Here is a 25,426-nt window from a genome sequence, read left to right as displayed (position 1 = left end):
ACGTTCGCCTGACCTCGGCGTACGGTCAGCTCCGGAGATCGATCTCAGGACGGATCCCCCGCCGGCCAGACCAGCCCGACCTGGCTCGCAGGGCCGGCCGCCCTGTGCGGACGCGCGCCCCTCCACGCCCTTCGGTGCCCTGTGGCGGCCTGACTCGCCGCGCGCGCACGCCACACCCCGCAACATGCCGTTACACGCCCTGGCCCGTCCCAGGTTGCCGCGATGTAACCAATTTTCCATGGAATTCCGTCCCGACATGGGACGCGAGCGCTTCCGCTCCACCTGGAGACGGGCAGCTCGGGCGGCACCATCCTTGAATGGCCTCGCTCGGACCCTGAGCTCTATGGATGCCACCGCGCGCGCAACGCCTCCTCCCCCGTCGTCCCACACCCGGCCTGTGCAGGCCCCGATCTCGCGTGATGCGCCGCGGAGCGGACCGCGGCTCGGACACGGCCTCGAGCGGTTCGACCCCCTGAAGCGGCGCGCCGCGGACACACCTGGCCTCATCAGCTTCGCGGGCGGGCTGCCCGCCCCGGGCGAGTTCCCGCGCTCGAAGCTCGCGGCCTCGTTCGTTCGCGCTCTTCAGAACCCCAGCTGCGCGGCGCTCCCGTGTAGCTGGCCCGAGGGCGACGAGGACCTCCGCGCCTGGATCGCCGGGCAGCTGCGCCGGCGCGGCGCCCAGGTGGCTCGCGACGACGTCATCGTGACCAGCGGCGCACAGCAGGCCGTGTCCCTCGCCGCGCAGCTGGTCCGCGGATCGCGCGCCAGGATCGGCGTCGACCGCGAGAGCTCCCCCGGCGCGCTCGATCGGTTCCAGGAGCTCGGCGCGACGGTCGTCGACGGCGGCAGCAACGTCGATGGCTATTATCTCATGCCCGCCGTCTCCAATCCGCGTGGACGCACGCTGTCGCGCAGCGATCGAGCCAGGGTCCTCTCGACCCTCCGGCCCATCATCGAGGACGACGCTTACGCGGATCTATCTTTTGACGGCGCCGTCCCGCGGCCGCTCCTGGCCGAGGCCCCCGATCGCGTGTTCCACGTCGGGACGTTCTCGAAGACGCTCTGCCCCGGCCTCCGCGTCGGCTGGCTCGTGCCCCCGCGCTCGCTCCGCGCCGAGGTCCTCCAGCTGAAGCAATCCGCCGATCAGCAGGCGGCCAGCCTGCCGCAGGCCATCCTGGAAGACTACCTCCGCACGGAGGACTTCGATCAGCGGCTCGTGCGCCTGCGGGAGTTCTACGGTCGCCGCGCCGCCCGCATGGAGCGGGCGCTCCGAAAGCACCTGCCCGGCTGGCGGTTCGACCCGCCCGCCGGCGGCTTCGCGATCTGGGTCGAGCCCGACGCCGAGCCGAACGAGGCCTTCTTCCTGGCCGCCGCCATCGAGCACGGCGTCGCCTTCGACCCGGGCTCGCTGTTCCGGGCTCATGGCGCCGTGAGCCCATTCGCCCTCCGGCTCTGCTTCTCCTCGGTGGCGTGCGACGAGGACCTGGACGAGGGCGTGCGCCGCCTCGCGCGGTGCTGGGCCGAGGTCGCGTAGCCTCGCCAGCGGGCGCCGATTCACGAAAGCGCCAGCACGACCTCTCTCCCTCTCCCCTTCAACTCCCTCTCTCCTTCACTCCCTCTCTGCTCTCTTCTCCTCCTCTCCGATCGCGACACCGCGGCGGCGGCCTGCGCGCACGCCGCCGACCCCGCGCAGGGCGCGGCCTCACTGCGCCAGCGGGCCGCCTGGCTTGTGCGGGACGGGCGGACGGCGATCGAGCAGCTCCCGCGCCGCGGCCCGGACGACCGCGGGCACGTCCGCCGCCGCCGCGAGCCGCAGGAGCTCGGGCCGCAGGAGCAGGCGCACCATGGGCACCGCGATCTCCTGCGGCGCGCCCGGGTTCTGCACGATCGCCATGCGCACCCGCGCGCGCTGCGGCCACTCGGGGTGCTTCGCGATCTCCGTCAGGACCTCCGCGTTCGCCGGGCGGCGCGCCGCGAGGCGGACGACGTCATCCTCGGTCAAGCGCGGGTTGGCGAGCAGGTTGCGGATGACCAGCGGGTGCGGGTCCCGGAGCAAGGCGTCGAAGGCCGCGCGGGTCGGCCGCCGGGCCAGCGCGCGCCGCTCGCCGAGCGTGAGCGCGCGACCGGCGCTCGACGTGGCGACGAGCCGCTCGTCGGGCGCCGGCGAGGCCGGCTGCGCCTCGGGCCGCCGCGCCTTGCGGCGCAGGAGGCGCGAGAGCGGCAGCAGGGCATGGGAGGACGCGAGCTCTCGGAGCTGCTCGACGCGCTCCGAGAGCGCAGGATCCACGAGGACCGGCACGACGGCGCCCAGCACGTCGCGCGCGAGGGGGTTGGCCTGCTCGGCGTCGCGGCAGAGATCGTCGAGCGCGCGGGCGACGGAGGGGAGATCGGCGCGCAGCACCTCGCTCCGCAGGAACGCGACCCGCAGCCGGAGCTCCTTCAAGGACGAGACCGCTCGCCTCCATCGTCCCGCCAGCGCATCCACGCCATCAATCTACATCGCCGGCGTCCCGGCGTGGAGCGCGTGCCAGGCAGTTTGCGCTACGCAACGTGCGCGGGGCGGTTATCCTGCGCCGCGCCATGAGGGGACGGCGGAAGCCGATCCCCGATTGCCGACGGGGACGACGGAAGCCGATCCCCGATCACGGACGAGGACGGCGCAGCCCATCCCCGTCTCGAAAGGGAGGAGTCGCATGTCCGAAAAGGTTTCGTTCCCCGCGAAGGACGGGTCCTCGGCGACCGGCGAGATCGTCTGGCCGAAGCAGGGGGACAAGTCGCCTGCCGTCGTCCTGATCCAGGAGTGGTGGGGTGTGAACGACCACATCCGCTCTCTGCTCGACCGGCTCGCCGCCGCCGGGTTCATCGCCCTCGCGCCCGACCTCTACCACGGCAAGACCACCAAGGACGCCACCGAGGCCAACCGGCTGATGACCGAGCTCGACAAGCCGCGCGCCCTCGAGGAGATCGCCGGCGCCGCCCGCTTCCTGTCGGCGCACGAGCGGTCGACCGGCAAGGTCGGCGTCATCGGGTTCTGCATGGGCGGCGCGCTGAGCTTCGCCGCCGCCGCGACGATCCCCGAGCTCGCGGCCGCGGTGCCCTTCTACGGCGTCCCGAGCCCCGCGCCCGATTACACGCGCGTCAAGGCGCCGATCCTCGCCCACTTCGCCGCGCGCGACGGCTGGGCGACGCCGGCCGCCGCCGAGGCGATCCAGAAGGAGCTCGCCGCCCGCGGCCAATCCATGGAGCTCCACGTCTATGACGCCGACCACGCGTTCGCGAACGACACGCGCCCCGAGGTCTACGCCCCCGAGGCCGCGAAGCTCGCGTGGGAACGGAGCATCGCGTTCCTGAAGCAGCACCTCGCCTGAGCACGACGCCGCGCTCCTTCCCGGTGATCCGCGGGGCGCGGGACGCGGGGCGAGCGGGGGCGTGCGGGGTGTCAACCGGGCGCGTTCTTTGCCGCCGCGCAATGAACCCTGATATACACGCTTACATGGCCCTCCCCCCGGTACTCCCGGGCTCGATCCAGCAGGCGGAGTCGCCGATCGACCGCGCGCTCTCGCTGGCGCTCGCGGGAGAGCGGGACGCCGCGCTGCGCTGGGCCGCTGCGCTGGTCCGGCACGACCCGACGATGCCGTCGGCGCTCTGCCTCTGCGGGCGCCTCCTCGGCGAGCTGAACCGGCACGAGGCCGCGCGCGAGGCGTGCTCCACCGCGATCGCCCGCGCGATCGACCTCGAGAACCTGCCGCTCGCCGTGGCGGCCGCGCGCGAGAGCGAGCGCTTCGGCGGCGATGCCGGCCCCGGGCTCGACCTGATCGCCGAGGCGTTCTGCCGGGACTCGCCGCGGCTCGGCGAGGGCGCGCCGCCGCCGCCGCCCCTGCCGGCCGCCGAGGCGTTCCAGCCGCTCGCCTCCGTGCTGACCGGCGCGCTCCTGCTCAACAAGGCGACGGAGATCCTCCACGACGCCACGCGCAGGCTGGCCGCCCAGGCCGATCACCCCGGGATCGCGCCCCAGCCGGTCTTCTCGTCCGTCGGGCGCGACGCGCTCCGCGCCCTGTGCGCCGCCTTCACGCCCATCTGGGTGGCGGCGGGGACGACCGTGATCGAGCAGGGCGCCGCGCGCAGCGAGGCCTACTTCGTCGCGCGCGGGGAGCTCGAGGCGCGGCGCCGGCGCGGGGACGAGGAGATCCTCCTCGCCCGGCTCGCGAACGGCGCCATGTTCGGCGAAATGGCGCTGCTCTCTCGGGCCCCGCGCACCGGGAGCGTCATCGCCACGCGGCCCTCCATCGTGCTCGAGGTGAAGCGCGACGCGATCGACGACATCGCGCAGCGCGAGCCCGAGGTGGGCCTGGAGCTCGCGGCCTACTGCCGGGACCGCATGGTGGAGAACCTCGTCCGGATGAGCGACGTGCTCCGCGTCGTGCCCGAGGCCGACAGGCCCGCGCTCGTGAAGCGGTTCCGCACGCGCACGTTCGAGAAGAACGAGCGGCTGCTCGTCCAGGATGAGCGGCCCCCCGGCCTGTTCCTCATCGCCTCCGGAGAGGTCGCCGTCGTCCGGCGCGACGCGGCGGACGACGCCCGCGGCGAGCCGCTCGTGCTCTCGACGCTCGGCCCCGGCGACGTCGCCGGCGAGATCGCGATGGTCCTCCGCCGCGCGACGAACGCCGAGGTGATCGCCGTTCACCCCACCGTGACGCTGTACCTTCCGGCCACCGAGTTCATGGGTCTGGTCGAGGATCACCCGGCCGTGCTGGCGCAACTCTACAAGCTCGCCGTCCAGCGCGACGAGGAGACCACGAGCATCATGGCCGAGGAGGTCTCCGTGGCCGAGGACTTCGTGTTGATCTAGGGTACCGAACCGATCGAAAAATTGACGAAACGAACCACGGATGCGCGGAGGTTTTGTTGTTGTCGCTTCTGTGTCGCTGTGGTTCAAACTCTCTCTCGCGCGGCGTTCCAACCTGCTCGGTGCTCTAGCGACGTCCTGCGAGCACGCGGCGGGCGCACCGATTGACGCTCCGCGCCACGCCTCGTAGACTTTCAGTCTATCCGTTGTTCTTGTTGACCAGCACTGAACAATCACCAGCGTAGGGAAGGCCACGCGCGCACCACAGGTCCTGCGACAATGACGACGAACGCGTTCGGGCTGGAGGGACAGGTGCTGGTCGGCCGGTATCGGCTGCTCCGCCCTCTCAGCTCGGGCAGCATGGGCACCGTCTGGCGCGCGGACGATCTCACGCTGGGCTCGCCGGTCGCGATCAAGGTGCTCGGGCCTCTCTATGCGAAGGACGAGACGGTCCGCGCGCGCTTCTACCAGGAGGCGCAGGCGGCGGCGGCGCTCCGCAGCCCGAACGTCGTGCAGATCCTCGATCACGGCGTCGAGAACGACGTCCCCTTCATCGCGATGGAGCTCCTCGAGGGCGAGGACCTCGCGCACCGGCTCGAGCGGGTCGGCGCGCTCGATGCGGCCGATACGGCGCGCATCTTCGCCGACGTCGCGCGCGCCGTGCGCAAGGCCCACGACGCCGGCATCGTCCACCGCGACCTCAAGCCCGACAACATCTTCCTCGCCCGCGACGACGACCGGGAGGTGGCCAAGGTCCTCGATTTCGGCGTCGCCAAGACGCGCCTGTCCGGCAAAGAGGGCATCGGGACGCAGGCGGGCGTGCTGATCGGGACGCTGCCGTACATGAGCCCTGAGCAGGCGCAGGGCGCGACCGTCGATTACCGGTCGGACCTCTGGGCGCTCGGGGTGATCGCGTTCGAGTGCGTGTGCGGCCGGGCGGCGATCACGGCCGAGGCGCCTGGCGCGATGATCCTCGAGATATGCAGTGATCCGCTGCCTGTCCCCTCGAAGGTGGCGTCTGTGCCCGTGCCGCCGGCGTTCGACGAGTGGTTCATGCAGGCGTGCAGCCGTGACCCGAACGGGCGGTTCGCCTCGGCGACGGCGATGGTCGACGCGCTGCGCGACGCGCTCTTGCCGCCCAGCGACGCGCAGGAGGGCGGGCGGGCCTCGGTGAGCTCGATCCCCGGGGGCGCGGGCACCACGTCACCCTCCGTCCCGCCGATCTCCGCTGCGCCGCTCTCCGCCGCGCCGCTCTCCGGTCCGCCGATCTCCACCTCCCCGCTCTCCGTCTCGCCGGATGGGAGCGTCGCCTCGCCGCCGGGCCTCTACGACGAGGCCGGAGCCGACTCGAGACCTCGCCGCAGGATGCCGATCCCGGCCGTCGCGCTCGGCCTCGCGGCTTCGGTCCTCTGCGGGGCGCTCTTCATCGGCTGGCGCGCGCTCGGGGACGACCCGATCCCGCACGCACCGCCGTCCGGCGCGGCCTCGCCGCCGGGGACGCTCGACACACCGCATGTCGCCGCCCCGGCGAACAATCCGCCGGCGGGAGCGAATTCGCCCAGGGGGGCGCCCGAGCTCGCGCCTCCCCAGGACACGACGGCCGCGTCGACCTCGACGCCTGCGCCCCGCGCCGGCTCCGCGCTGGCGGCCAGCGCTCCTGCCGCGGCCGCCTCCTCCGCCCAGACGGCGCCCGCTCGCCCGGGCAGGGCCGCGTCCTCCTCGCCGCGGCCCAGGCCCTCGTCCGCGGCCCCGCCCGCGGCCTCCAGCGCGACGCGCCCCAGGTCCGACCGCCTCGGCTTCTGAGGAGACGAATGCGCGCGCGATCGAGGGTCTCGGGCACCGCCACCATCGCGTTCGCGCTCGCGCTCGCGCTCGCGACCACCGCGCGGGCGGCCGACGTCGACCCCGCCACCATGAACGCCGCCCGGGCCCTCGCCGAAGAGGGCCTCGACCTCTTCGACAAGGGCCAGTTCGCGGCGGCGCTCGACAAGTTCGGGCGCGCGGACCAGCTGATCCAGGCGCCGACGATCGACCTCTATGCCGCGCGGTGCCTCGAGCAGCTCGGGCGCCTCATCGAGGCCTCCGAGCGCTACCTGCAAGTGAGCCGCACCTCGCTCGACGCCTCGGCCAGCGACGTCTTCAAGGCTGCGGTCGCCGACGCCGGGAAAGCGTACGACGATCTCAAGCCACGAATCCCCAGGCTCTCTGTGGGGGTACGCGGCGCCCCGGAGCGCGAGGTGCAGATCACCATCGACGGCAAGCCGATGCCACCCGCGCTGGTGGGGGTCAGCCAGCCTGTCGATCCTGGCAAGCACGTCGTCGAGGCCGCGTGGGCGGGGCGTGTCGTCCGGCGGGAGGTCGCGATGCAGGAGCGGCAGGAGGCGGCGCTCGCGCTCGAGTTCCCCGTCGGTGTCCGCCCGCCTGTCGTCCTCCCCCCGCCCGCCGACCCGGCGCCGGGCACCACGCAGCGCGTGCTCGGCTGGACCGCCGTCGGCACGGGCGCCGCGGCGCTCGTCGTCGGTGGGATCACGTTCGGCATCACGAGCGCGCGGCGCAGCGAGCTGATCGATCTCGGGTGCACCGAGGACGTCGTGTGCCCGGACACGCCGAGGACGCGCGCCAGGCTGGGCTCGTACAACGACCTGCGCCTCGTCCCTGCGCCGGCGTTCATCGTGGGCGGAGCGCTCGCCGCGGGCGGCGTCGCGCTGCTCCTCACCGCACCGTCCGCGGCGGCGAGGCCCAAGGGCGCAGCGGTCCGTCCGTGGATATCGCCGTGGGGTGCCGGGATCGCGGGGGTGTTTTGATGAAACGCAACGGCTTCATGGTCCTTTGCGGCGCGCTCGGCGTGGCCGGCGCGCTGGGCGGGTGCTTCGATCAAGGCGTGCTCGTGCCGGGCGCCATCAGCGGCGGCGGCACCGCGCAAGGCGGGATGGCCGGCGTGGGCGCCGCGGGAGGCGCGGGCGGCACGGGCGGCGTGGGAGGCGCAGGCGCCGCGGGAGGTGCGGGCGGCACGGGCGGCGCAGGCGGCAGCGAGCCCTGCGACCCTTGTTATACAGGCCCCGAGTCGACCAGGGGAGTCGGCGAGTGCAAGGACGGCTGCCTGCGCGGCGGCTCGTGCGTCGACGAGGTGCTCCCCAGGACCGAGGCCTGTACGACGAAGGCGAATGACGAGAGCTGCGATCGTGTGGCGGAGTGCACCGGAGCGCACGAGTGGAGCACCCAGCTCGGAGTGAACGGCGAGCAGATCGGTTATGACGTCACCTTCGACAGGGAAGGGAACCTCCTGATCGCGGGTGCCTTCAGCACCAGCCTGGATTCCGTCGGCAGCCTGGGAGCGTTCGACGGCTTCGTCGTCAAGCTCGCGCCCGGCGGCGCGAAGGAATGGTCGAAGGCGTTCGGGGGGAACGGCTCGGATTCTTGCAATCGCGTGGCGCTCGACAAGAACGGCGGCGTGATCCTGGCCGGGACCTTCGAAAACACACTTAACTTCGACGGGACGCCGCTCACGAGCAGAGGCAGCTCGGACGTGTTCGTGGCGAAGCTCGACGCAGAGGGCGCCCTGGACTGGATCAAGACCATCGCCGGTCCGAGCGTCGATAGAGTTTACGGTCTCGCGGTGGATTCGGACGACAACATCGTCGTTGCTGGCAGCTTCACCGACTGGGCCGACGTGCTGGGCGGGCGACAGCTGGGCGGGGACCACCTGACGAGCGAAGGTGGAGAGGACATCTTCGTCGCGAAGATGGACGCCCTCGGAAACTTCGCCTGGAGCAGGAACTTCGGCGATACGACCGCTGAGGTCGCGAACGACGCTGCCGTCACGCCCGACGGAGGCGTGGTCCTGGTCGGCCGCATCGCGGGCAGGGTGAACTTCGGGACGACGCTCCTCAATGCTCAGGGCGACGACGCCTTCATTGCGAAGCTCGACGGGGACGGGACGCCGCTCTGGGCCAAGATCTTCGGCGACACCATGAGCCAGGAATTTGCCGCGGTCGCGGTGGACGCGAAGGGGGACATCGTCGTCGCAGGGAGCACCGGGGGAACGATCAATTTCGACGGAGCGCCGCGGAGATACGCCGGGGGAAGGGACGCGGTCGTCGCCGCCTTCACCGCGGAAGGCAAGCACCTCTGGAACCGTCTGTACGGGGATGCGGAAGATCAGAAGGCGCTGGGGGTGGCGGCCGACCAGGCGGGCAACGTCATCGTGGTCGGAGAGTTCGAGAGCGCCATCGACTTCGGCGCTCCGAGCCCGAGGCTCGAGTCCCTCGGCGGCAACGACGCCTTCATCGCGAAGCTCGCTCCGAACGGCGACACGGCCTGGGCCAAATCGTTCGGCGACGCGGCGGAGCAGCGCGCCCGGGCCGTCGCCGTGGATGAGCTGGGAGCCATCGCGCTGACAGGCAGCTTCAGCGGCAGGATCGATCTCGGGCAGGACCCGATGATGAGCTCCGGGGGTGCCGACGCCTTCGTCGCCAAGCTGCAGCCCTGACGGCCACCTCGCGACGAGGATCCCGCGGGGACGCGGCGGTGGCCGGACGACGGCCGCAAGTAGCCGGAATCGCTGGCTCGATCGGGGCGCTTCCGATCGCCGCCGTGACGCGGCCCTCCCTCCGCGCCGACAGCACCAGCGTTGCCGGCGCGTGGTGCAGGACCTCCGTCGGACCAGGGGACGCATCGAGGTCCGGTGAGCGATCCATGCACCAGAACAAGTGATCCACCCGGATCTCGCGCGACTCTCCTCGGGAGCGCCTCGTGAGTCCTCGTTTTGCGGTGTGAGTCCTCGTTTTGCGGTGCGAGCCACCGCTTTGCGGTGTGAGTCCTCGCTTTGCACCGCTGTTTGCCTCACGGACGATGCACACGGTGCCAGGTCGGGGCGCGCTCACGTGGCACCACACTTGCTTAGAGGCCCCCCACTTGCTTAGAGGAGGAATGGCTCACGCAGGAGGAGGTCGCGCGCGATGATGAACACGCAACAAAGCCCGGGAGTGCTCTACCAGGGGACCAGAGGGCCCGCCAGCATCGCGCCGGTGGCTGCCAGCGTGCCGCCCATGTCGGCCTCGGGGGACCTTGAACGCGAGCTCGAGGCGATCGCCCAGGGCGTGCGGCAGAAGCGGCGGGGTCGGTTCGTGTTCGGGGTGGGTCTGGTCGTGGCGGCCGTGGCCGCGGTCGCGGTGACCACCTTCGCCGGCAAGGTGAAGGTGGCCGAGGCGGCTCAGGCCGAGGCGGTGGCCGCCCGCGTCGCCGAGCAGGACAGGATCGCGCAGCTCAACCTCCAGCTCGACGAGCGCAACCGGAAGATCACCGAGCTTACCCTCGCGCTCGACGCCGCCAAGAGCGACGCTGAGAAGGCGCAGAAGGCGTTCTCCGATTACAAGGCGACGGAGGCGACCAAGGCGCTGGCGCAGGGCGAGGACGTGGCCGACGCAAAGACGTCGAACATCAAGGGGGCCGCAACCCTCCGCGGCCGAGCGGCGACGTCCGGCAAGGCGGCGCGGGGCGCCAGCGCGGCGCGGGGCGCCAGCGCGGCGGCGCCGGCCAAGAAGGGCGGAAAGTGCGTGTGCAAGGCGGGCGACCCGCTCTGCGGCTGCCTGTGAGCGCCCGCTCACGGCCCATTCCTCCTTGATTCGCTTCACTCTCTCCGGACACAGCCGACAGGACGAAGACACCGGCGCGCGCGGCGCGGACCGTGTGGCGCCGGGCGAACGGCGGGCGTCGAGGTGCGCTGCGCTGAAGAACACAGCGTCTCGGCCGGGCTCACGGCACGTTCGCCGCACCAGGCGTGATCGTCGCGGAGAGCGCCCAGTCGGCGGCGGCCCGGTTCGTGTCCGTCCCGTCGGGCAGGCGGCAGAGCGAGCCTGCCGCCATGCCGCCGTCCGCCACCGTGGCCGGCAACGCGTCGCCTTCGACGAGGCTCACGCTGGCGCCCCCGATCGTGACGGCGGGGATGCTCCCCTCGTAGGAGAGCGCGTCGATCACGGCTCCTGAGTTGGTGTTTATCAGCGCGATCCCGTCGGGAGCCCCGTTCTGCACCCGATCGGTCTGCGCGCCCGAGAAGGCGATCGTCACCGCACCTTCCGCCACGACGCCTGGCATGGTGTCGGTGCCGACCACCGCCGTGCTACCGACGACGAGGTACTGGCCAGCCGCGAGCGTACCGGCGGAGCTCAGATCGAGCGTTCTGTAGGCGGAGGGCGCGCTGCTGGATCCATCGACCAGCACGAGCGCATGGCCCGTGAGATCCACGGGCGCGCCGGCGCCATTGTAGATCTCGATGAACTCGGCTCCATCTCCGCCCGGCTGATCGTAATCCACCTCGTTGATCACGAGCCCTGCCGTCGCGGCCGCCGCCCCGAGGGTCGTCACGAGATCATCGACGCCGCGCGGCTCGACCTTCGCGTCGTGGTTCCGGTAGGTGAGGATGCCGCGGATGCTCGCGAAATGCTGGCCTTCCGCCGGGAAGGGGCTGGACCGGTACAGGAGGTCGTCCACGCGCAGATCGCCTGTGACGACGAATTCATGAACCATCGTATCGAGCCCGATCACCGTGACGTCCTCCACCTCGACGAGGACCCCCTCGAGCTCGGCGGCGCGCGCGCCGCCCGCCGCGATGTCGGCCGGCGCGACGGGCTCCGGCGCCGGCGCCGCCTCGCCGAGCGACGCGATCACCTCGACCACGGCGGACCCGAGCTGGATCTGCCCGAAGTAATTCGCGATCACCGCGATCGCGATCCGCACGCGATCGCCGACCAGCACCGAGTTCTGCGGGCTGTACACGTAGACGCCGGAGTGCGCCGGCCCCGCGTACCCCGGATCGCCCGGCTTCGCCTGGACGAAGAAGCCGCTCGCGTGCTTCCCGGTCACGAGCACGTTCTCCAGGGCCACCGTCTCGCCCTCCGCGCGCGTGCCGTCCTTGATATCGTAGATCGCCACCGTGCAGCCCAGGGCCCCTGGGTTCGCCTGGTCCGGGCACAGGTCGCACGGGTCGCCCTTGCCGTCGCCGTCCGCGTCGGCCTGGCCGGGGTTCTGGAGGTTCGGGCAGCTGTCCGCGCCGTTCGGCGCGCCGTCGTTGTCGGCGTCGTTCGGGTCCGGCGGCGAGCAGAGCGTGCTGCCCGCGTCGAGCGGGCACGCGTCGCAGGCGTCGCCGTCGCCGTCGCCGTCGAAGTCGGCCTGGCCCCCGTCGTCGAGCGGCCGGATCGGATTGAAGACGCTCGGGCAGTCGTCCGCGCCGTTCTCGATGCCGTCGCCGTCGAGATCCGCGTCCGTCGGCTGCCCGGTGTAGACAGTCGAGCCGTTCACCGAGGCGTTCAGGGGCGCGCTCTCCGCGCGCGACGGGGTGCAGAGCGGCTCGCCCTCGGGCTCGCCGCAGAAGAAGGCCGGGTAGATCTCGCCCGCCTGCTGCTCGAGGACCTCCAGCGTCATCCCGATCTCGTCCTGCAGACAGACCTGCTTCGACACGCCGCACACATCGACCGCGTCGCATGCGCCCGCGCCCCGGACCGCGGACACCACGGCCGCGTCGCCATACAGGACCTTTCCGCCGCGCATGACGAGGACGACGTCCTCGGGATCGGCGGCGACGACAGCGCGGTGGCCTTCGCGCTCCCTGCCGTCGAAGATCGCGATGTCGGCGACCTTCCCCGTGGACAGCGCGCCGATCACGTCGTCCGTCGCGGTGACCGCGGCGGCGCTTCCGGTGACCATCCTCCACAGCTCCTCATCGGTGAAGAAGCCGTCGTAATACGTCTCGTTGAGCGCCGCCGCGCACCGGAGCTCGCGCAAGAGGTTCATCGATCCGGTCGCGATCCAGTCGGTGCCGAGCGCGATCTGCACCCCGAGGCGGGCGGCGGCGGTGACCACGGCGGTGTCGCCGTAAAGCGTGATGTTGGAGCGGGGAGACCAGATGAGCGCCGTGCCCTCCGCCGCCATCGCCGCGTAGTCGGGCGCGGTCAGGCCGATCCCGTGGATGAACGCGCTCTGCGGCTCGAGCACGTCGTTCGGCTCCGCCTTCAGGCAGACGAACTCGTTGCGCGCCGACGCGTCGATCCCCTCGGCGACGTGCGGGCAATAGGCGTCCTCTCGCTCGACGTCCTCCCCTGTCACCATGTCGGCCGAGTAGCCGCAACCGCTCACGAGCTCGCGGCCGCCCGTGTCGTCGAGCGGGAACGTGTCGAAATGGACCGCGTTCTGGCCCAGGCCCTCCTGGTCGGCCCGGTCCAGGTTCCGGAGGAGGCCTGGCGCGCTCCCCGAGCCCACGATCGAGGTCGCGCCGCCCATCAGGAAGCGGAGCTCGCCCCAGCGGATCTGCGCCTGGTCAGCCATGCCGGGCGTGTCGATCCTCGTGTGCTTGTTGTTGCCGGTGCGCCAGTCGTGCCGGTGCTCATAGCGCTCCCCGGTCGGGGTATACGGGCTGTTCTGCGTGTACGTGATGTGATCATGCGTGTTGATCAGCGCCGGGGAGACGACGCCGGTCGGGCACATGATCTCCGTCGCGCCCGCCGCCTCGCAATCGCAGCCGACGCACGCGATCGCGCCCCGCTCGTCCACGAGCACCCGCCCGCCCCGGTACACCCTGCCCGGGGCCAGCACGACGCCCCGGATCAGCGTCGCGCCCGCGCCGGCAACGACCTCGCACGTCCCCTGCGCGAGCGGCAAAAGCTCCTCGCAGACGGTCTCCTCGGCCGGCGTCTTCGTGCAATCGACCTCGCAGCCGTCGCCCGTCGCGACGTCCCCGTCGTCGCACTGCTCCCCCGGATCGATGGCGCCGTCGCCGCAGCGCGGGGGCGCCTCGATCTCGCACGCCGCCGAGCAGCCGTCCCTGGCCGCCTTGTTGCCATCGTCGCACGCCTCGCCCGCGTCGAGCGCGCCGTCGCCGCAGCGGGGCGCCGCTGGCTCCTCGCGCTGGCACGTCGGCGAGCAGCCGTCGCCCTCCGCGGTATTGACGTCGTCGCACACCTCGCCCTCGTCCACCACGCCATCGCCGCAGACGCCGAAGCGATCGCCCGCGCCGTCGTGCCCGCAACCAGTGAAGAGCAAAAGTCCGACGTGCACGACCATCCGCCGCGCGAAGCGCGCCGAGCTGTGAGGCATGCCTCACCTGTCGGCGACGAGAGCGCTCGAGTTGCCTTCAAATGACGCGGCGGCAGCGCGCCATCGCGATCGCGCCGATCGCGAACAATACGATCCACCCCACATCCGGCCGCGTTCCACCTCCGCTGGTTGCGCCCACAGCATAACTGCAGGAGCTCGCGCGCCGCTTTCCGTCGATCGGCCGCCCCACCTGTCCGCTGCTGCCGGGCGGCGAGCCGGCAGCAACACCGCCGCCGCTCGATCCGCTCCCCCCGCCGCCGCTCCCCGTCCCCCCGCCTTGCTCCGTCGGCTCGCAGTTGTCGGCGGACTCGCTGAACGCGGCAAGCGCGAGCTTTTCCACGCCGACCTCGTCGACGAGGCCGAAGGGCTGCTCGTCGAGCGGCGCGTCCTGGAAGCTGGCCCAGACCACGCCGGCGACGTCGTCGCGCTCCGAGAGGAGCTCGAACGACGTTGTCAGGTTCGCCGCCTGGAGCTCCTCGCCGGCGAGCGCGCTCGACCACGCCATCCCGGTCACCGCGAAGGGGCTCTCGTCCCCCTCCTCGTCGGCGAGGTCGCGCAGCGCGTCGAGATAATCGTTGAGCGTCACCGGATCGACCTCGGTGCTCTGATGGAAGAACAGCTGTTGACCGAGGCGAGACCACGGCGTCCGCTGGCCGAAGCGCGCCTCGAGATCGTCCCACGCCGGCTGCGCGTAGAGCTCGCGCAGGTAATCGACCCCCGAGAACGGCGCGGCCGCGTCGTCCGAGGCGAGCAGGCCGCCCGTGGTCAGCGACAGCGCGTCGACGTTGAAGAGCGCCTCGTTGCGGATGCGGATCTGGGCGAGGATCTGCGCGAGCACCCGGGGCAGGATGAAGGTGCAGCCGGCGTGCTCCGGGTCCAGCGCGGGGTCGGGGAGCTCGGAGCAGTTCGGCTGACTCCAGATCTCCCACTGGACGACGTCCCCGGCGTACCTCGTCATGAGCGCCTCTGCCGTCTCGGCGAACGCCTCCACGTACGCGTTGTCGCCGTCCCGGTCCGGATCGTCATTCCAGACGTCCTGTCCTTCTCCGATCGTGCGGTGAGAGAGGAGCCCGACCGGCTCGAGGCCCGCGGCGCGCGCCGCGTCGATGATGGCGTCGTACTGCTCGAGCTTGTCGTCGTCCCACGCCTCGGCGTCATCGAGCAGGAACTCGACGCGCACGGCGCCGGCGCCCGCCCGCGCGAGCCGCTTCGCCTGATCGTCGTCGAGGATCACCTCCCCTGCGTCGACGGGCGCCCCTGGATCGATGCCATAGAAGCCGCACGGCACGCCTCGGGCACCGAGCGCCGGGGGCGCGGCGAGAAGCGCGGAGGAGGCGGCAAGAGCGACAATGACTGCACGCATGTCGCGAGGATAGCTGGGATGAGCGCCTCGACCAAGAAACGACCCCGACATGAACCATCCATGGTAGGGAGAGGCTTCACATGGCTTTCCTGGAACCGGAAGAAGCAGAGCACGGGCAACTCGGGGTCGCCCCTCCGAGCGGCGAGGCCGACGGCGACATGGAAGCGGCGGGCGACGGCCTCGTCGAAGGCGCGCCCCCGGCCAGACGCCTGCGCGACTGGCTGCGAGGCGCGCCGCTCTCCGAGCGCCTGCACCTCGCGTTCGGCCTCGTCTTGCCGGCGTTCCTGCTCGTCGTGAACATGGTGCGCGTGCGCTCGTTCACGATCGACGACGCGTACATCTCGTACCGGTACGCGCGCAACTTCGCCCGGGGCCTCGGGCTCGTCTACAACGCCGGCGAGCGCATCGAGGGGTACACGAACTTCCTCTGGACCGTGCTGCTCGCGGGCGGCATCAAGGTCGGCCTCGACCCCGACGTCGTCGCCAAGATGCTCGGCGGGCTCGCCGCCTGCGGCTCGCTCGGCGCGCTCTACCTCCTCTCGGCCCGGCTCCGCCCTCACGGCGCGGTCCCTTGCATCGCCACGTGGCTGTTCGCGAGCTCGATCGTGCAGAGCGGATATGCCGTCTTCGGCCTGGAGACGCCGCTGTTCGTCCTGCTCGTCCTCGCGGGCACCGAGATGATGTTCCGCGAGCGCGACCGGGGGACCGGCTTCCCGTATTCGGGCCTCGTCTTCGGGCTCGCTGGCCTGACGCGCCCGGAAGCGCCGATGTTCATCGGCATACCGATGCTCTTCCTCGGCCTGCGCTTCTTCGGGCGGCAGAACCTCCTGCGCGGCGTCGTCTTCGCCGCGCCCATCGCGTGCCACATGCTCTGGCGGCACAGCTACTACGGCACGTGGCTGCCGAACACGCTGAGCGCCAAGACCGGCAGCCTCGCCGAGCAGCTGGCCGGGGGGCAGCGCTACCTCGCGGAGTACGCGGAGCACACGTGGCCGGCGCTGCTGCTCGGGCTCTTCGGCCTCTGCGTGGCGATCGTCGCGCGCCACCGCGACGCGCTCTGCGTCGCGGCCCTCGCGCTCGCGGTGGGCGGCTACGTGCTCCTCGTGGGCGGGGACTGGATGCCGTACTACCGCTTCATGAGCCCGTTCGAGCCGTTCTGCTTCCTCCTCGCGGGCCTCGGCGCGCGCGCGCTGCTCGAGCCGCTGCTCGCCCAGCTCTCGGCCCGCGCCGCGGACGCGCCCGAGGGCGGGGCGATCGCCCTCGCCGCGGGGGCCGGCGTGCTCGCGCTCGGCTGCCTCGTCGCGCTGGGCGTCTTCCGGGCGCAGCGGATCGAGCGCGCCCAGCACCGGATCCTCGACGACGAGAAGCGGTTCTGGGACAGCGCCGCGGGCGGCGTGGCCAACTGGTTCAAGGAGCACGGCAAGCCCGGCGAGGTCGCCGTGGGCGACATCGGGTACATCGGGTATGTGACCGACTACCCGGTGCTCGATCTCCTCGGCCTCGTCGATCCCGTGATCTCCAAGCTCCCGGGCGGCTACACGCGCAAGACGGGCCCCGGCTACGTGCAGCACGTCTTCGACAAGATGCCGCGCTACTTCGTGTTCGTCGGCGGCGCCGACACGTGCGACAAGCTCCCGTTCCCGGCGCAGGAGAAGCTCCGCAAGGACCGGCGTTTCCGGGGCGTGTACGAGGTGGCCGGGATGGTGCGCCACAGCAAGAACGGCTACTGGTGCGTCTTCGAGCGGCCGGACGACGCCGCTCCGGCCCCCGCGCCCTGAACCTCGCCATGGCAGCCGCGCCCCATCGCGCGCGCGCGACCCCACCGCAGCTCCGCGAGGTTTGCTAGCATCGCCGCCCCATGCCCTGGCTCTGGTACGTAGGTCCCTTTGCGTTGCTCGTCGTCTGGTTCCTGACCGGCTTGCGCGGTCGGCACGAGGCGCGGCGCGACCGCGAGCTCGCGCGCTGGCGCGCCCTGATGACCCCCGAGGCGGCCCCGGCCCGTCCCGGCGCGAAGCCCGGCGGCCAAAAGGCCGACGCCGGCGGCGACGGCCCTCGTCCGGTGCGCTCGTTGCCGTCCAGCCTCGCGCACACGCTGCAGGAGACGGGCGGCGGCGCGGTCCTCGCCCGCTACGAGCTCGTCCCGAAGCTCGCCTACGTCGCGGTCGTGGGCCCGGACGCGAAGAACGGCAGCGAGTACCAGGTGGTCCTCACAAAGCTGGCCAAGGCCGGGCCCCGGCTCACCGTGTGCCCGCTGCCCATCGTCGATGGCAGGCGTGCCCCCAACACCGGCGTCCAGTTCAAGAAGGACCCGGAGTTCATGGAGCAGTTCCTTGTCGAGGGACCCGAAGCGAAGGCCATCGGCCGGTGGCTCTCGAAGAGCATCCGCGACGCCCTGCTCGACTTCCCCGACGCGTGGCTGTTCGTGCAGGATCGCGCCATGGCGCTCGCCGTGTACGGCCCCGTCGACGCCGACCGCATGGAGGAGCTCGTCATCGCCGCTGACGCGATCTTCGCGGAGCACGGCAACGAAGGCGCTCCCTCCCTGCTGTTCGATGGCAACGGCGACGCTGACGACGACGAGGACGAGGACGAGGACGAGGACGAGGACGAGGACGAGGAGGACGACGACGAGGAGGCCGCAGGCGCCGAGGGTGCCGTTCGATAACCACGGCCGAGCCGAGCCATGGTAATCCTCGCAGGTGGGCCTGATTGAACGCGAGATCGCTGCTCTCCTCCGCTCTCCTGCTCTCGCTCTGGCTCACGGCACCCCCTGCCGCTCCGGCAGAAAAGAACAGCTGGGCTAAATCCCAGGGATCGCGTGCGGAGCTCGAGCTCGACGTCCTGAGCAAGTCGGCCTCATGGGCCATGGACGATGTCACGTCCGAGGTGAGCACGTTCGGGCTGACCTTCGATCTCCGAGGTCAGCTCGAGTGGTTCGGCCGGCTCCACCTCGAGGTGGATCTCCCGCTCGCTTATGGCGACGTCTCCGCCTCGTTCCGGTCGACCCGGCTCGGCGTCGACGAGAGCAGCAGCGCCGGCAGCCTTCTCTTCGGCAACCCCACGGTCGGCGCCCACTATGCGCGCGCCCTCTCGCGCAAGCTCACCGTCTTCGGCGGCGGCGCGCTCTCGATCCCCGTCCTCAGCGCCCCCGACGCGGACGCCCGCGCCACGCTGCAGGCGACCGCCCCCGCGCGCGCGTCCTTCGATCTGCACCGGCTCACCGCCGGGCACCTTCCCCTGAAGGTCCGCGGGGGCGTCGAGGCGGAGCTCGCCGCGCGGCTCGTCTACCGCGCGGACACTGCGGTGATGTTCGCCCTCCCGACCAGCAAGGCCGGCGTCGAGCTCGTGGTCGAGCAGGGCGACGAGCTCGAGCTGCGCGGCCGAGGCCCCTACGGCGGCGGGCTCCGCCTCCAGGCCGCGCTGACGCTCACCCGCGACGACAAGATGCAGCTCGCGATGGAGCCGTTCTTCACCTACACGCTGAAGCAGCCTGGCTACTACGCCCGGGCAGGGCTGCTCGTGGCGCTCGACGCGCCGCTCGGGTTCGGCCTTGCCGAGGACAAGGTCGCCACCCTGCGGCTCGCGGCCGGCCGCAGCTTCTGACCGCGTCGCCCGCCTTCGCCCGCCGCCGCGCCGCCCGCGCCCAGCCAGACGCCCGCCGTCCCGCCGGGGGATCCCCCGCGCCCCCTGCCGCTCGCCGTCGTAGGCTTCCCTGGAGCGAGGGCGAGCGAAAGGCGGGGCGATCACCATGGGCGAGCAGCACGTCTCCGAGCAGGCGAGCGAGGAGCAGCACAAGGCGTTCATGCGGGCGCTGCTCGACGACGTGGAGGCGCTCGAGCGCCTCCTCCTGGAGGATCGCATCGAGTCCGGCGTGCGCCGCATCGGCGCCGAGCAGGAGATGTTCCTCGTCGACCGCGCGCTCCGGCCCGCCCCGCTCGCGCTGGAGGTGCTCGAGCGGGCCGCCGACGATCGGCTCACGACCGAGCTCGCTCGCTTCAACCTGGAGGCGAACCTCACCCCGCTCCCGTTCGGCGGCGACTGCCTGCGGCGGCTCGAGGCCGAGCTCTCGGAGGTCATCGGGCGGGCGGCCGAGGCCGCGCGCGCCGTCGGCGCCGACGTCCTGCTCACGGGCATCCTCCCCACCCTGCGCGCCGGCGACCTCCGCCTCGAGAACCTCACGCCGGCGCCTCGCTACCACGAGCTCAACCGCGCGCTCTTGCGGCTGCGCCAGGGCGACTTCCGCGTCTCGATCCACGGGCTCGACGAGCTCGAGATGACGCACGACAACATCCTGCTCGAGTCGTGCAACACGAGCTTCCAGGTCCACCTCCAGGTCGGGGCGCGGGAGTTCGCGTCGCTCTACAACCTCGCCCAGGCGGTGACCGCGCCCGTCCTCGCCGCCGCGGTCAACTCGCCGCTGCTCCTCGGGCAGAGGCTCTGGCACGAGACGCGGATCGCCCTCTTCGAGACCTCGGTCGACACCCGCCCGAGCGCGCTCGAGGGCCGGCAGCAGAGGCCCCGCGTCCACTTCGGCGACGGCTGGGTGCAGGGCGGCGTGCTCGATCTCTTCCGCGAGGACATCGCGCGGTTCCGCGTGATCATGACCGCCGATCCCGGCGAGCCCCCCGCGGCCGTGCTCGCGCGCGGGGAGGTGCCGGACCTCAAGGCCCTGCGGGTCCACAACGGCACCGTCTACCGCTGGAACCGCCCCTGTTACGGGGCCCTGGCCGGGGTCGCGCACCTGCGCATCGAGAGCCGCGCGCTGCCCTCGGGGCCCACGGTCCTCGACGAGGTCGCGAACGCCGCCTTCTTCTTCGGCCTCATGTCCGGCCTCGCCGCCGAGCACCCGCGCATCGACCTCGAGATGCCGTTCGAGGACGCCAAGGCGAACTTCTTCGCGGCGGCCCGCCACGGCCTCAAGGCACAGCTGACGTGGCTCGGCGGCCGGAGCCTCCCTGCCCCGGAGCTCATCCTCTCGCACCTCCTCCCCGCCGCCCGGGCGGGCCTCTCGGCCGCGGGCATCGACGCCGCCGACGTCGACCGGTACCTCGGCGTCGTCGAGGAGCGGGTCCGCCGCGGCCAGACGGGCGCGCAGTGGGCGCTCGGCTCGCTCGCGGCCATGGCCGGGCGGGGCACCCCGGAGCTGCGGAACCGCGCCCTCTGCGCCGCGATGCTCGCCCACCAGCAGGAGGAGGCCCGGGGCGGCGGGGCCGGGCGGCCAGTGCACGCGTGGGAGCCCGCCGCGCTCGAAGACGACCTGGACCTCGTGCGCGACAGCTACCGGACCGTCGGCCAGTTCATGTCGACCGATCTGTTCACGGTGCGGCCCACCGACATCGTCGACTTCGCCGCGAGCGTCATGGACTGGCGGCACGTGCGCCACGTCCCGGTCGAGGACGAGCAAGGCCGGCTCGTCGGCGTCGTCTCCCACCGCGCGCTGCTCCGGCTCGTCGCCCGCGGCGCCGCGGCGGCGCCGAGCGGCTCCGCGCCGCCCACGGTGGCGTCGATCATGCGGCCCGACCCCGTGACCGTCGCGCCGGACACGCCGACGCTGGAGGCGATGCGGATGATGCGCGAGCACCGCGTCGGCTGCCTGCCCGTCGTCGCGGGCGAGCGGCTCGTGGGCATCGTGACCGAGCGCGATCTCATCGACGTCTCGGCGGCGCTGCTCGAGGCCTTCCTGCGCGAGGCGTGAGCAGGCGCGGCTGCCGGCGACGCGCGAGCCGGAGCGACAGAGAGAGAATGAAACGCAAAGACGCAAAGGCGCAAAGTCGCAAAGTCGCAAGAAGAAGCGAGAAAAGAATTCTTCTCGATCTCCTTTTGCGTCTTTGCGTCTTTGCGTTTTTATTCTTCTAGAAACTCTGCGAGGAGCAGCGCTCCCGCGCGGAGCTCACAGATCGCTGATCTCGACGCACGTCATCGCGTCGCCCTTGGCCTGGCAGTCGAACACGGTGCCGTACGCGTTGAAGAAGCCCTGCTTCGTGCGCGTGACGTGGTACCGCGTCCCGTCGATCTGCCGGATGCTCGTGTAGCTCCCCTGACAGCCGATCGCGCCGAAGCTCGCGAGCAAGAGCCCGAAAATCAAAGAACGCTTCATTCGGCCGCCTCCGTCGTTACCTCGACCTCGGTGCACTCCGCCTTGCCCGGCGCGTCAGGGCACATCCACATCGCAGGCTGGTTGTTCTTGTGACCGGCCACATACACATAACCCGGCGCCGCGGGCGCCGAGTCGCTGGCAAATGTCGCACACCCCGCGAGCGCCGGAGCGCTGCAGAGCAACGCACTGCATAGAATGAGTTTCCGCATGGCCAACCACGCTACCGGCAAGCTCAGGCGTGGGCCAAATTAGCGCCCAGGCTGTCCCAACCGTTCTTCCTCCCACGTCGCTTTCTCATGGAGCGCCTCGCCGCCTGCGACGCCCTCGCCGCCCACGGTTGACACGCCGCGTTAGCGCACCTAAGGGAATTACCCCAACCGGTGTGCGCTGGCACGCCGGGATCCGGGGGGCTGCGCGGGGCGCGCGGGGCGGGCTCGCGATGGGCTCTCCGGCAGCAGAGGAGTCGACATGGCTTCAGGCAAGAATGGGAAGGGCGGCAAGGACCGGGTGGCGGTCGTTGCCGGGCTGCGCACGCCGTTCACCAAGGCGGGGACGGCGCTCAAGGCGCTGCGCACCGTCGATCTCGCGGCCACGGTGGTCAAGGAGCTCCTCCAGAGGAGCGAGGTGACCCCGCGCGACGTCACGCTGGTCGTCTACGGGCAGGTGGTGCCGACGCTCGACTGGCTCAACATCGCGCGCGAGGTCGTGCTGCGCACCGGCCTGCCCAAGGACACCGACGCCTACAGCGTCTCGCGCGCGTGTGCGACGTCGCTCCAGGCCATGACGAGCGCCGCCGAGGCGATGCTCGCCGGCCAGCACCACGTCGCCCTCGTCGGCGGCGCCGACAGCATGAGCGACGTGCCGCTCGGCGTCTCCCGGAAGCTCGCCTCCGCGCTGACCGACTTCCAGAAGGCCAGGACGCTCGGCGCCCGACTGGAGATCCTCTCCCGCCTCTCGCTGAAGGACCTCGTGCCCCCGATCCCGGGCTTCTCGCGCGAGCCGACCACGGGCGAGCAGATGGGCGAGGCCGCCGAGAAGATGGCGAAGCAGAACGGCATCTCGCGCGCCGAGCAGGACGCGATCGCCCACCGCTCGCACACGAACGCCGCGCGCGCCTGGCGTGACGGCACCTACGCCGCCGAGGTCATGCACGTGATCCCCCCGCCTTACGACAAGCCGGTCGAGCGCGACAACGTGGTCCGGGACGACTCGACCCTCGACGCCTACGCGAAGCTGTCGCCGGCCTTCGATCGGCGGCACGGCACGATCACCGCGGGCAACGCGTCGCCGCTCACCGACGGGGCGAGCGCCCTGCTCCTGATGCGCGAGGGCAAGGCCAAGGCGCTCGGCTACCAGCCGCTCGGGTACGTCAAGTCGTGGTCCTACGCGGCGGTCGACCCTGGCTGGCAGCTCCTGATGGCCCCGGTGCTCGCCGTGCCGCGGGCGCTCGAGCGCGCCGGCCTCTCGCTCGCCGACATGGACCTCGTCGACATGCATGAGGCCTTCGCCGCCCAGGTCGCGTCCAACCTGAAGGCGCTCGCGTCGCCGTCGTTCGCCGCGGAGAAGCTCGGCCGGTCCGCCCCCGTCGGCGAGATCGATCCGGAGAAGCTCAACGTCAACGGCGGCTCGATCGCGCTCGGGCACCCCTTCGCGGCCACGGGAGGGCGCATGGTCCTCTCCACGCTCCGCGAGCTCAAGAAGCGCGGCGGGCATCACGCGCTCCTCACCGTCTGCGCGGCGGGCGGCCTCGGCGCTGCCGTTGTCCTGGAGGCCGCATGACGACGACATCCGCCGCCGCCACGCCGGTCCCCGCGGCCGCGAGCCCGCTCTCCCTCGAGGTGCGCCCCGACGGCGTGGCCGTCGTCACCTACGATGTCCCGGGCGAGGCGGTCAACACGCTGAAGCCCACGTTCACCGGCGATCTCGAGCGGATCGCGGGCCAGATCGCGAGCAACCCGCTCATCAAGGCGGCGATCCTCGTGTCCGGCAAGGCCGACACCTGGATCGCGGGCGCCGACATCGAGATGCTGAAGGGCGTCGCCACGGCGGCCCAGGCCGAGGCGATGTGCCGTGCCGGTCACGAGGCGATCCTGCGGATCGTGCGCTCGCCGAAGCCGATCGTCGCCGCGGTCCACGGCGCCGCGCTCGGCGGCGGCTTCGAGGTGGCGCTCGCCTGCCACGCCCGGGTGCTGAGCGACGACCGGAAGACGGTGCTCGGCTTGCCCGAGGTGCAGCTCGGCCTGCTCCCCGGGATCAACGGGCTCCAGCGGCTCGCGGAGCGCGCCGGCCTGAAGGCGGCGCTCGACCACGGCCTCACCGGCAAGAACATGCGCCCCTCGAAGGCGCGGCAGCTCGGCGTCGCCGACGACGTCGTCCCCGCGGCCATCCTGAGGGAGACGGCCGCGGCGCTCGCGCTCAAGCTCGCGCGTGTCGAAGGCGGCCCGCCGTTCCGGCCGAAGCGGGCGAGCGCGCCGAAGCTCGACTCCGCCGCGCTCACCCGCGCGGCCCTGGAGCGGAACCCGATCGGCCGTGCCCTGCTCTTCCAGCAGGCAGCGCGTCAGACGCGCAAGAAGACCGGCGGGCACTACCCGGCGCCCGAGCGGATCATCGACGTGCTGAGGACCTATGCAGAGAAGGGCTTCGAGGCGTCGAAGGAGGTCGAGGCGCGCGCGTTCGGCGAGCTCGTCGCGTCGAGCACGGCGCACCGGCTGATGGAGCTCTTCTTCGCGACGAACGCGATGAAGAAGGACACCGGCGTGGACGACCCCGCCGTGCAGCCGAGGAAGGTCGAGAAGATCGCGATGATCGGCGCCGGCCTGATGGGGGCCGGCATCGCCTATGTCAGCCTGAACGCCGGCATCTCCGTGCGGCTCCGGGATCGCGACGACGCGTCGATCGGCCGCGGGCTCAAGTACGTGGCCGACATCCTCGGCGAGCGGGTGAAGAAGAAGCAGCTCACGCCCCTCGAGCGCGACGAGAAGCTCGCGCTGCTCACCGCGACGACGGACGGCTCGGGCCTCCGGAGCGCCGATCTCGTGATCGAGGCGGTGTTCGAGGATCTGGCGGTGAAGCACGCGGTCCTGCGGGACGTCGAGCAGCACGGCAAGGACGGGGTGATCTTCGCGTCGAACACGTCGTCGATCCCGATCTCGCGGATCGCGGCCGCGTCGAAGCGGCCGGAGAACGTGGTCGGGATGCACTACTTCAGCCCGGTGCACAAGATGCCGTTGCTCGAGGTCATCCGGACCGAGGCGACGTCGCCCGAGGTGGTCGCGACGGCGGTGGCGGTCGGCAAGCGCCAGGGCAAGACGGTCATCGTCGTGAACGATGGGGTCGGCTTCTACACGAGCCGGATCCTCGGGCCGTACATGAACGAGGCGAGCTGGCTGCTCGCCGAGGGGGTCGCGATCGAGCAGGTCGACGCGGCGCTCGTCGCGTGGGGCTGGCCGGTCGGCCCGCTCGCGCTGCTCGACGAGGTGGGCATCGACGTGGCGGCGCACGTCGGCCCGATCATGCTCGAGGCGTTCGGCGACCGCCTCGCGCCGCCTCCCACGATGGCCAGGCTGGTCTCCGACGACCGGAGGGGCCGCAAGAACGAGCGCGGGATGTACCTGTACGGCGCGGCGGCGAAGAAGAAGGGCAAGGGCAAGCACGCCGACGAGAGCGTCTATGGCGTGCTCGGGCTGCCGGTGCCGAGGGCGAAGGACAGCCCGCCGGTGCCGGTCGAGGAGATCCAGCTGCGCTGCTCGCTCCAGCTCGTGAACGAGGCGCTGCACTGCCTCGGCGAGGGGATCCTCCGGAGCCCGCGCGACGGCGACATCGGCGCGATCTTCGGCCTGGGTTTCCCGCCGTTCCGCGGCGGGCCGTTCCGCTACGTCGACAGCCTCGGCGCCGCGGAGGTGCTCCGCCGCATCGAGATCTACGAGCGCCGCTTCGGCAAGCGCTGGACGCCCGCCCCGGCGCTCGTCGAGGCGGCGAGGACCGGGAAGCCCTTCTACGGCTGAAGAGAGAGAAGAAAAAAACGCAACGGCGC

General features: G+C 71.7%; 18 protein-coding genes. 13 read left to right on the top strand and 5 right to left on the bottom strand.

The genetic code is table 11. The features are described from left to right. Positions 1 to 397: 397 nt before the first annotated feature. Positions 398 to 1,534, top strand: a complete 1,137-nt coding sequence (locus WME82_RS00355; protein ID WP_438041194.1) for a PLP-dependent aminotransferase family protein — start codon at positions 398 to 400, stop codon at positions 1,532 to 1,534. Positions 1,535 to 1,702: 168 nt separating this feature from the next. Here the strand turns inward: WME82_RS00355 and WME82_RS00350 are convergent, their stop codons facing one another. After that, positions 1,703 to 2,443, bottom strand: coding sequence for a hypothetical protein (locus tag WME82_RS00350; protein ID WP_049876124.1), 741 nt, complete (start codon positions 2,441 to 2,443; stop codon positions 1,703 to 1,705). A gap of 250 nt (positions 2,444 to 2,693) precedes the next feature. Between WME82_RS00350 and WME82_RS00345 the strand changes: the two genes are divergently transcribed. From WME82_RS00345 to WME82_RS00320, 6 genes are all read left to right on the top strand, one after another. Continuing rightward, positions 2,694 to 3,368, top strand: coding sequence for a dienelactone hydrolase family protein (locus WME82_RS00345; protein WP_437859109.1), 675 nt, complete (start codon positions 2,694 to 2,696; stop codon positions 3,366 to 3,368). Positions 3,369 to 3,493: 125 nt separating this feature from the next. Continuing rightward, positions 3,494 to 4,849 carry a cyclic nucleotide-binding domain-containing protein gene (locus WME82_RS00340; RefSeq protein WP_437743573.1) on the top strand — a complete coding sequence of 452 codons (1,356 nt, stop codon included), beginning with the start codon at positions 3,494 to 3,496 and terminating at the stop codon, positions 4,847 to 4,849. Positions 4,850 to 5,125: 276 nt separating this feature from the next. Further along, positions 5,126 to 6,649, top strand: coding sequence for a protein kinase domain-containing protein (locus WME82_RS00335; protein ID WP_438041193.1), 1,524 nt, complete (start codon positions 5,126 to 5,128; stop codon positions 6,647 to 6,649). Between the two features lie 8 nt (positions 6,650 to 6,657). Next, positions 6,658 to 7,650, top strand: coding sequence for a tetratricopeptide repeat protein (locus WME82_RS00330; RefSeq protein WP_438041192.1), 993 nt, complete (start codon positions 6,658 to 6,660; stop codon positions 7,648 to 7,650). Further along, positions 7,650 to 9,335: an SBBP repeat-containing protein gene (locus WME82_RS00325; RefSeq protein WP_438041191.1), complete on the top strand. Its 1,686-nt coding sequence runs from the start codon at positions 7,650 to 7,652 to the stop codon at positions 9,333 to 9,335. Before WME82_RS00330 ends, WME82_RS00325 begins: the two co-directional genes overlap by 1 nt. Before the next feature lie 472 nt (positions 9,336 to 9,807). Further along, on the top strand, positions 9,808 to 10,440 hold the full coding sequence (locus tag WME82_RS00320) for a hypothetical protein (protein ID WP_438041190.1): 633 nt from the start codon (positions 9,808 to 9,810) through the stop codon (positions 10,438 to 10,440). Positions 10,441 to 10,600: 160 nt separating this feature from the next. On the opposite strand, the gene WME82_RS00315 is transcribed toward WME82_RS00320, so the two are convergent. Both WME82_RS00315 and WME82_RS00310 read right to left on the bottom strand, forming a co-directional pair. Then, positions 10,601 to 13,933, bottom strand: coding sequence for a lamin tail domain-containing protein (locus WME82_RS00315; RefSeq protein ID WP_438041189.1), 3,333 nt, complete (start codon positions 13,931 to 13,933; stop codon positions 10,601 to 10,603). 37 nt (positions 13,934 to 13,970) lie between these two features. Further along, a complete protein-coding gene (locus WME82_RS00310) occupies positions 13,971 to 15,296 on the bottom strand; it encodes a hypothetical protein (RefSeq protein ID WP_438041188.1) in 1,326 nt (441 codons plus the stop codon). An 80-nt stretch (positions 15,297 to 15,376) separates the two neighbouring features. Between WME82_RS00310 and WME82_RS00305 the strand changes: the two genes are divergently transcribed. From WME82_RS00305 to WME82_RS00290, 4 genes are all read left to right on the top strand, one after another. Beyond that, on the top strand, positions 15,377 to 17,074 hold the full coding sequence (locus WME82_RS00305; RefSeq protein WP_438041187.1) for a hypothetical protein: 1,698 nt from the start codon (positions 15,377 to 15,379) through the stop codon (positions 17,072 to 17,074). 80 nt (positions 17,075 to 17,154) lie between these two features. Continuing rightward, on the top strand, positions 17,155 to 17,961 hold the full coding sequence (locus WME82_RS00300) for a hypothetical protein (protein ID WP_438041186.1): 807 nt from the start codon (positions 17,155 to 17,157) through the stop codon (positions 17,959 to 17,961). 44 nt (positions 17,962 to 18,005) lie between these two features. After that, positions 18,006 to 18,899, top strand: coding sequence for a hypothetical protein (locus tag WME82_RS00295; RefSeq protein WP_438041185.1), 894 nt, complete (start codon positions 18,006 to 18,008; stop codon positions 18,897 to 18,899). Between the two features lie 145 nt (positions 18,900 to 19,044). Beyond that, positions 19,045 to 20,991 (top strand): CBS domain-containing protein, encoded by a 1,947-nt coding sequence (locus WME82_RS00290; RefSeq protein WP_438041184.1) that lies wholly within the window; start codon positions 19,045 to 19,047, stop codon positions 20,989 to 20,991. Between the two features lie 195 nt (positions 20,992 to 21,186). On the opposite strand, the gene WME82_RS00285 is transcribed toward WME82_RS00290, so the two are convergent. After that, the gene (locus tag WME82_RS00285; protein ID WP_012232684.1) at positions 21,187 to 21,393 is read right to left on the bottom strand and encodes a hypothetical protein; all 207 of its coding nucleotides are present in this window, start codon (positions 21,391 to 21,393) and stop codon (positions 21,187 to 21,189) included. Beyond that, complete coding sequence (locus WME82_RS00280; RefSeq protein ID WP_438041183.1) at positions 21,390 to 21,602, bottom strand: hypothetical protein; 213 nt, start codon at positions 21,600 to 21,602, stop codon at positions 21,390 to 21,392. Before WME82_RS00280 ends, WME82_RS00285 begins: the two co-directional genes overlap by 4 nt. A gap of 259 nt (positions 21,603 to 21,861) precedes the next feature. Here WME82_RS00280 and fadI point away from each other — a divergent pair, with 259 nt between their 5' ends. After that, positions 21,862 to 23,172, top strand: coding sequence for an acetyl-CoA C-acyltransferase FadI (fadI, locus tag WME82_RS00275; protein WP_437743561.1), 1,311 nt, complete (start codon positions 21,862 to 21,864; stop codon positions 23,170 to 23,172). Next, positions 23,169 to 25,397, top strand: a complete 2,229-nt coding sequence (fadJ, locus tag WME82_RS00270; RefSeq protein ID WP_438041182.1) for a fatty acid oxidation complex subunit alpha FadJ — start codon at positions 23,169 to 23,171, stop codon at positions 25,395 to 25,397. Before fadI ends, fadJ begins: the two co-directional genes overlap by 4 nt. Positions 25,398 to 25,426 lie beyond the last annotated feature (29 nt).

Origin of the sequence: Sorangium sp. So ce128, from assembly GCF_051525245.1 — a bacterium.
Lineage (GTDB): Bacteria > Myxococcota_A > Polyangia > Polyangiales > Polyangiaceae > Sorangium > Sorangium cellulosum_B.
The sequence above is the reverse complement of the archived record's forward strand: the minus strand, read 5'-3'. Positions and strand labels throughout refer to the sequence as shown.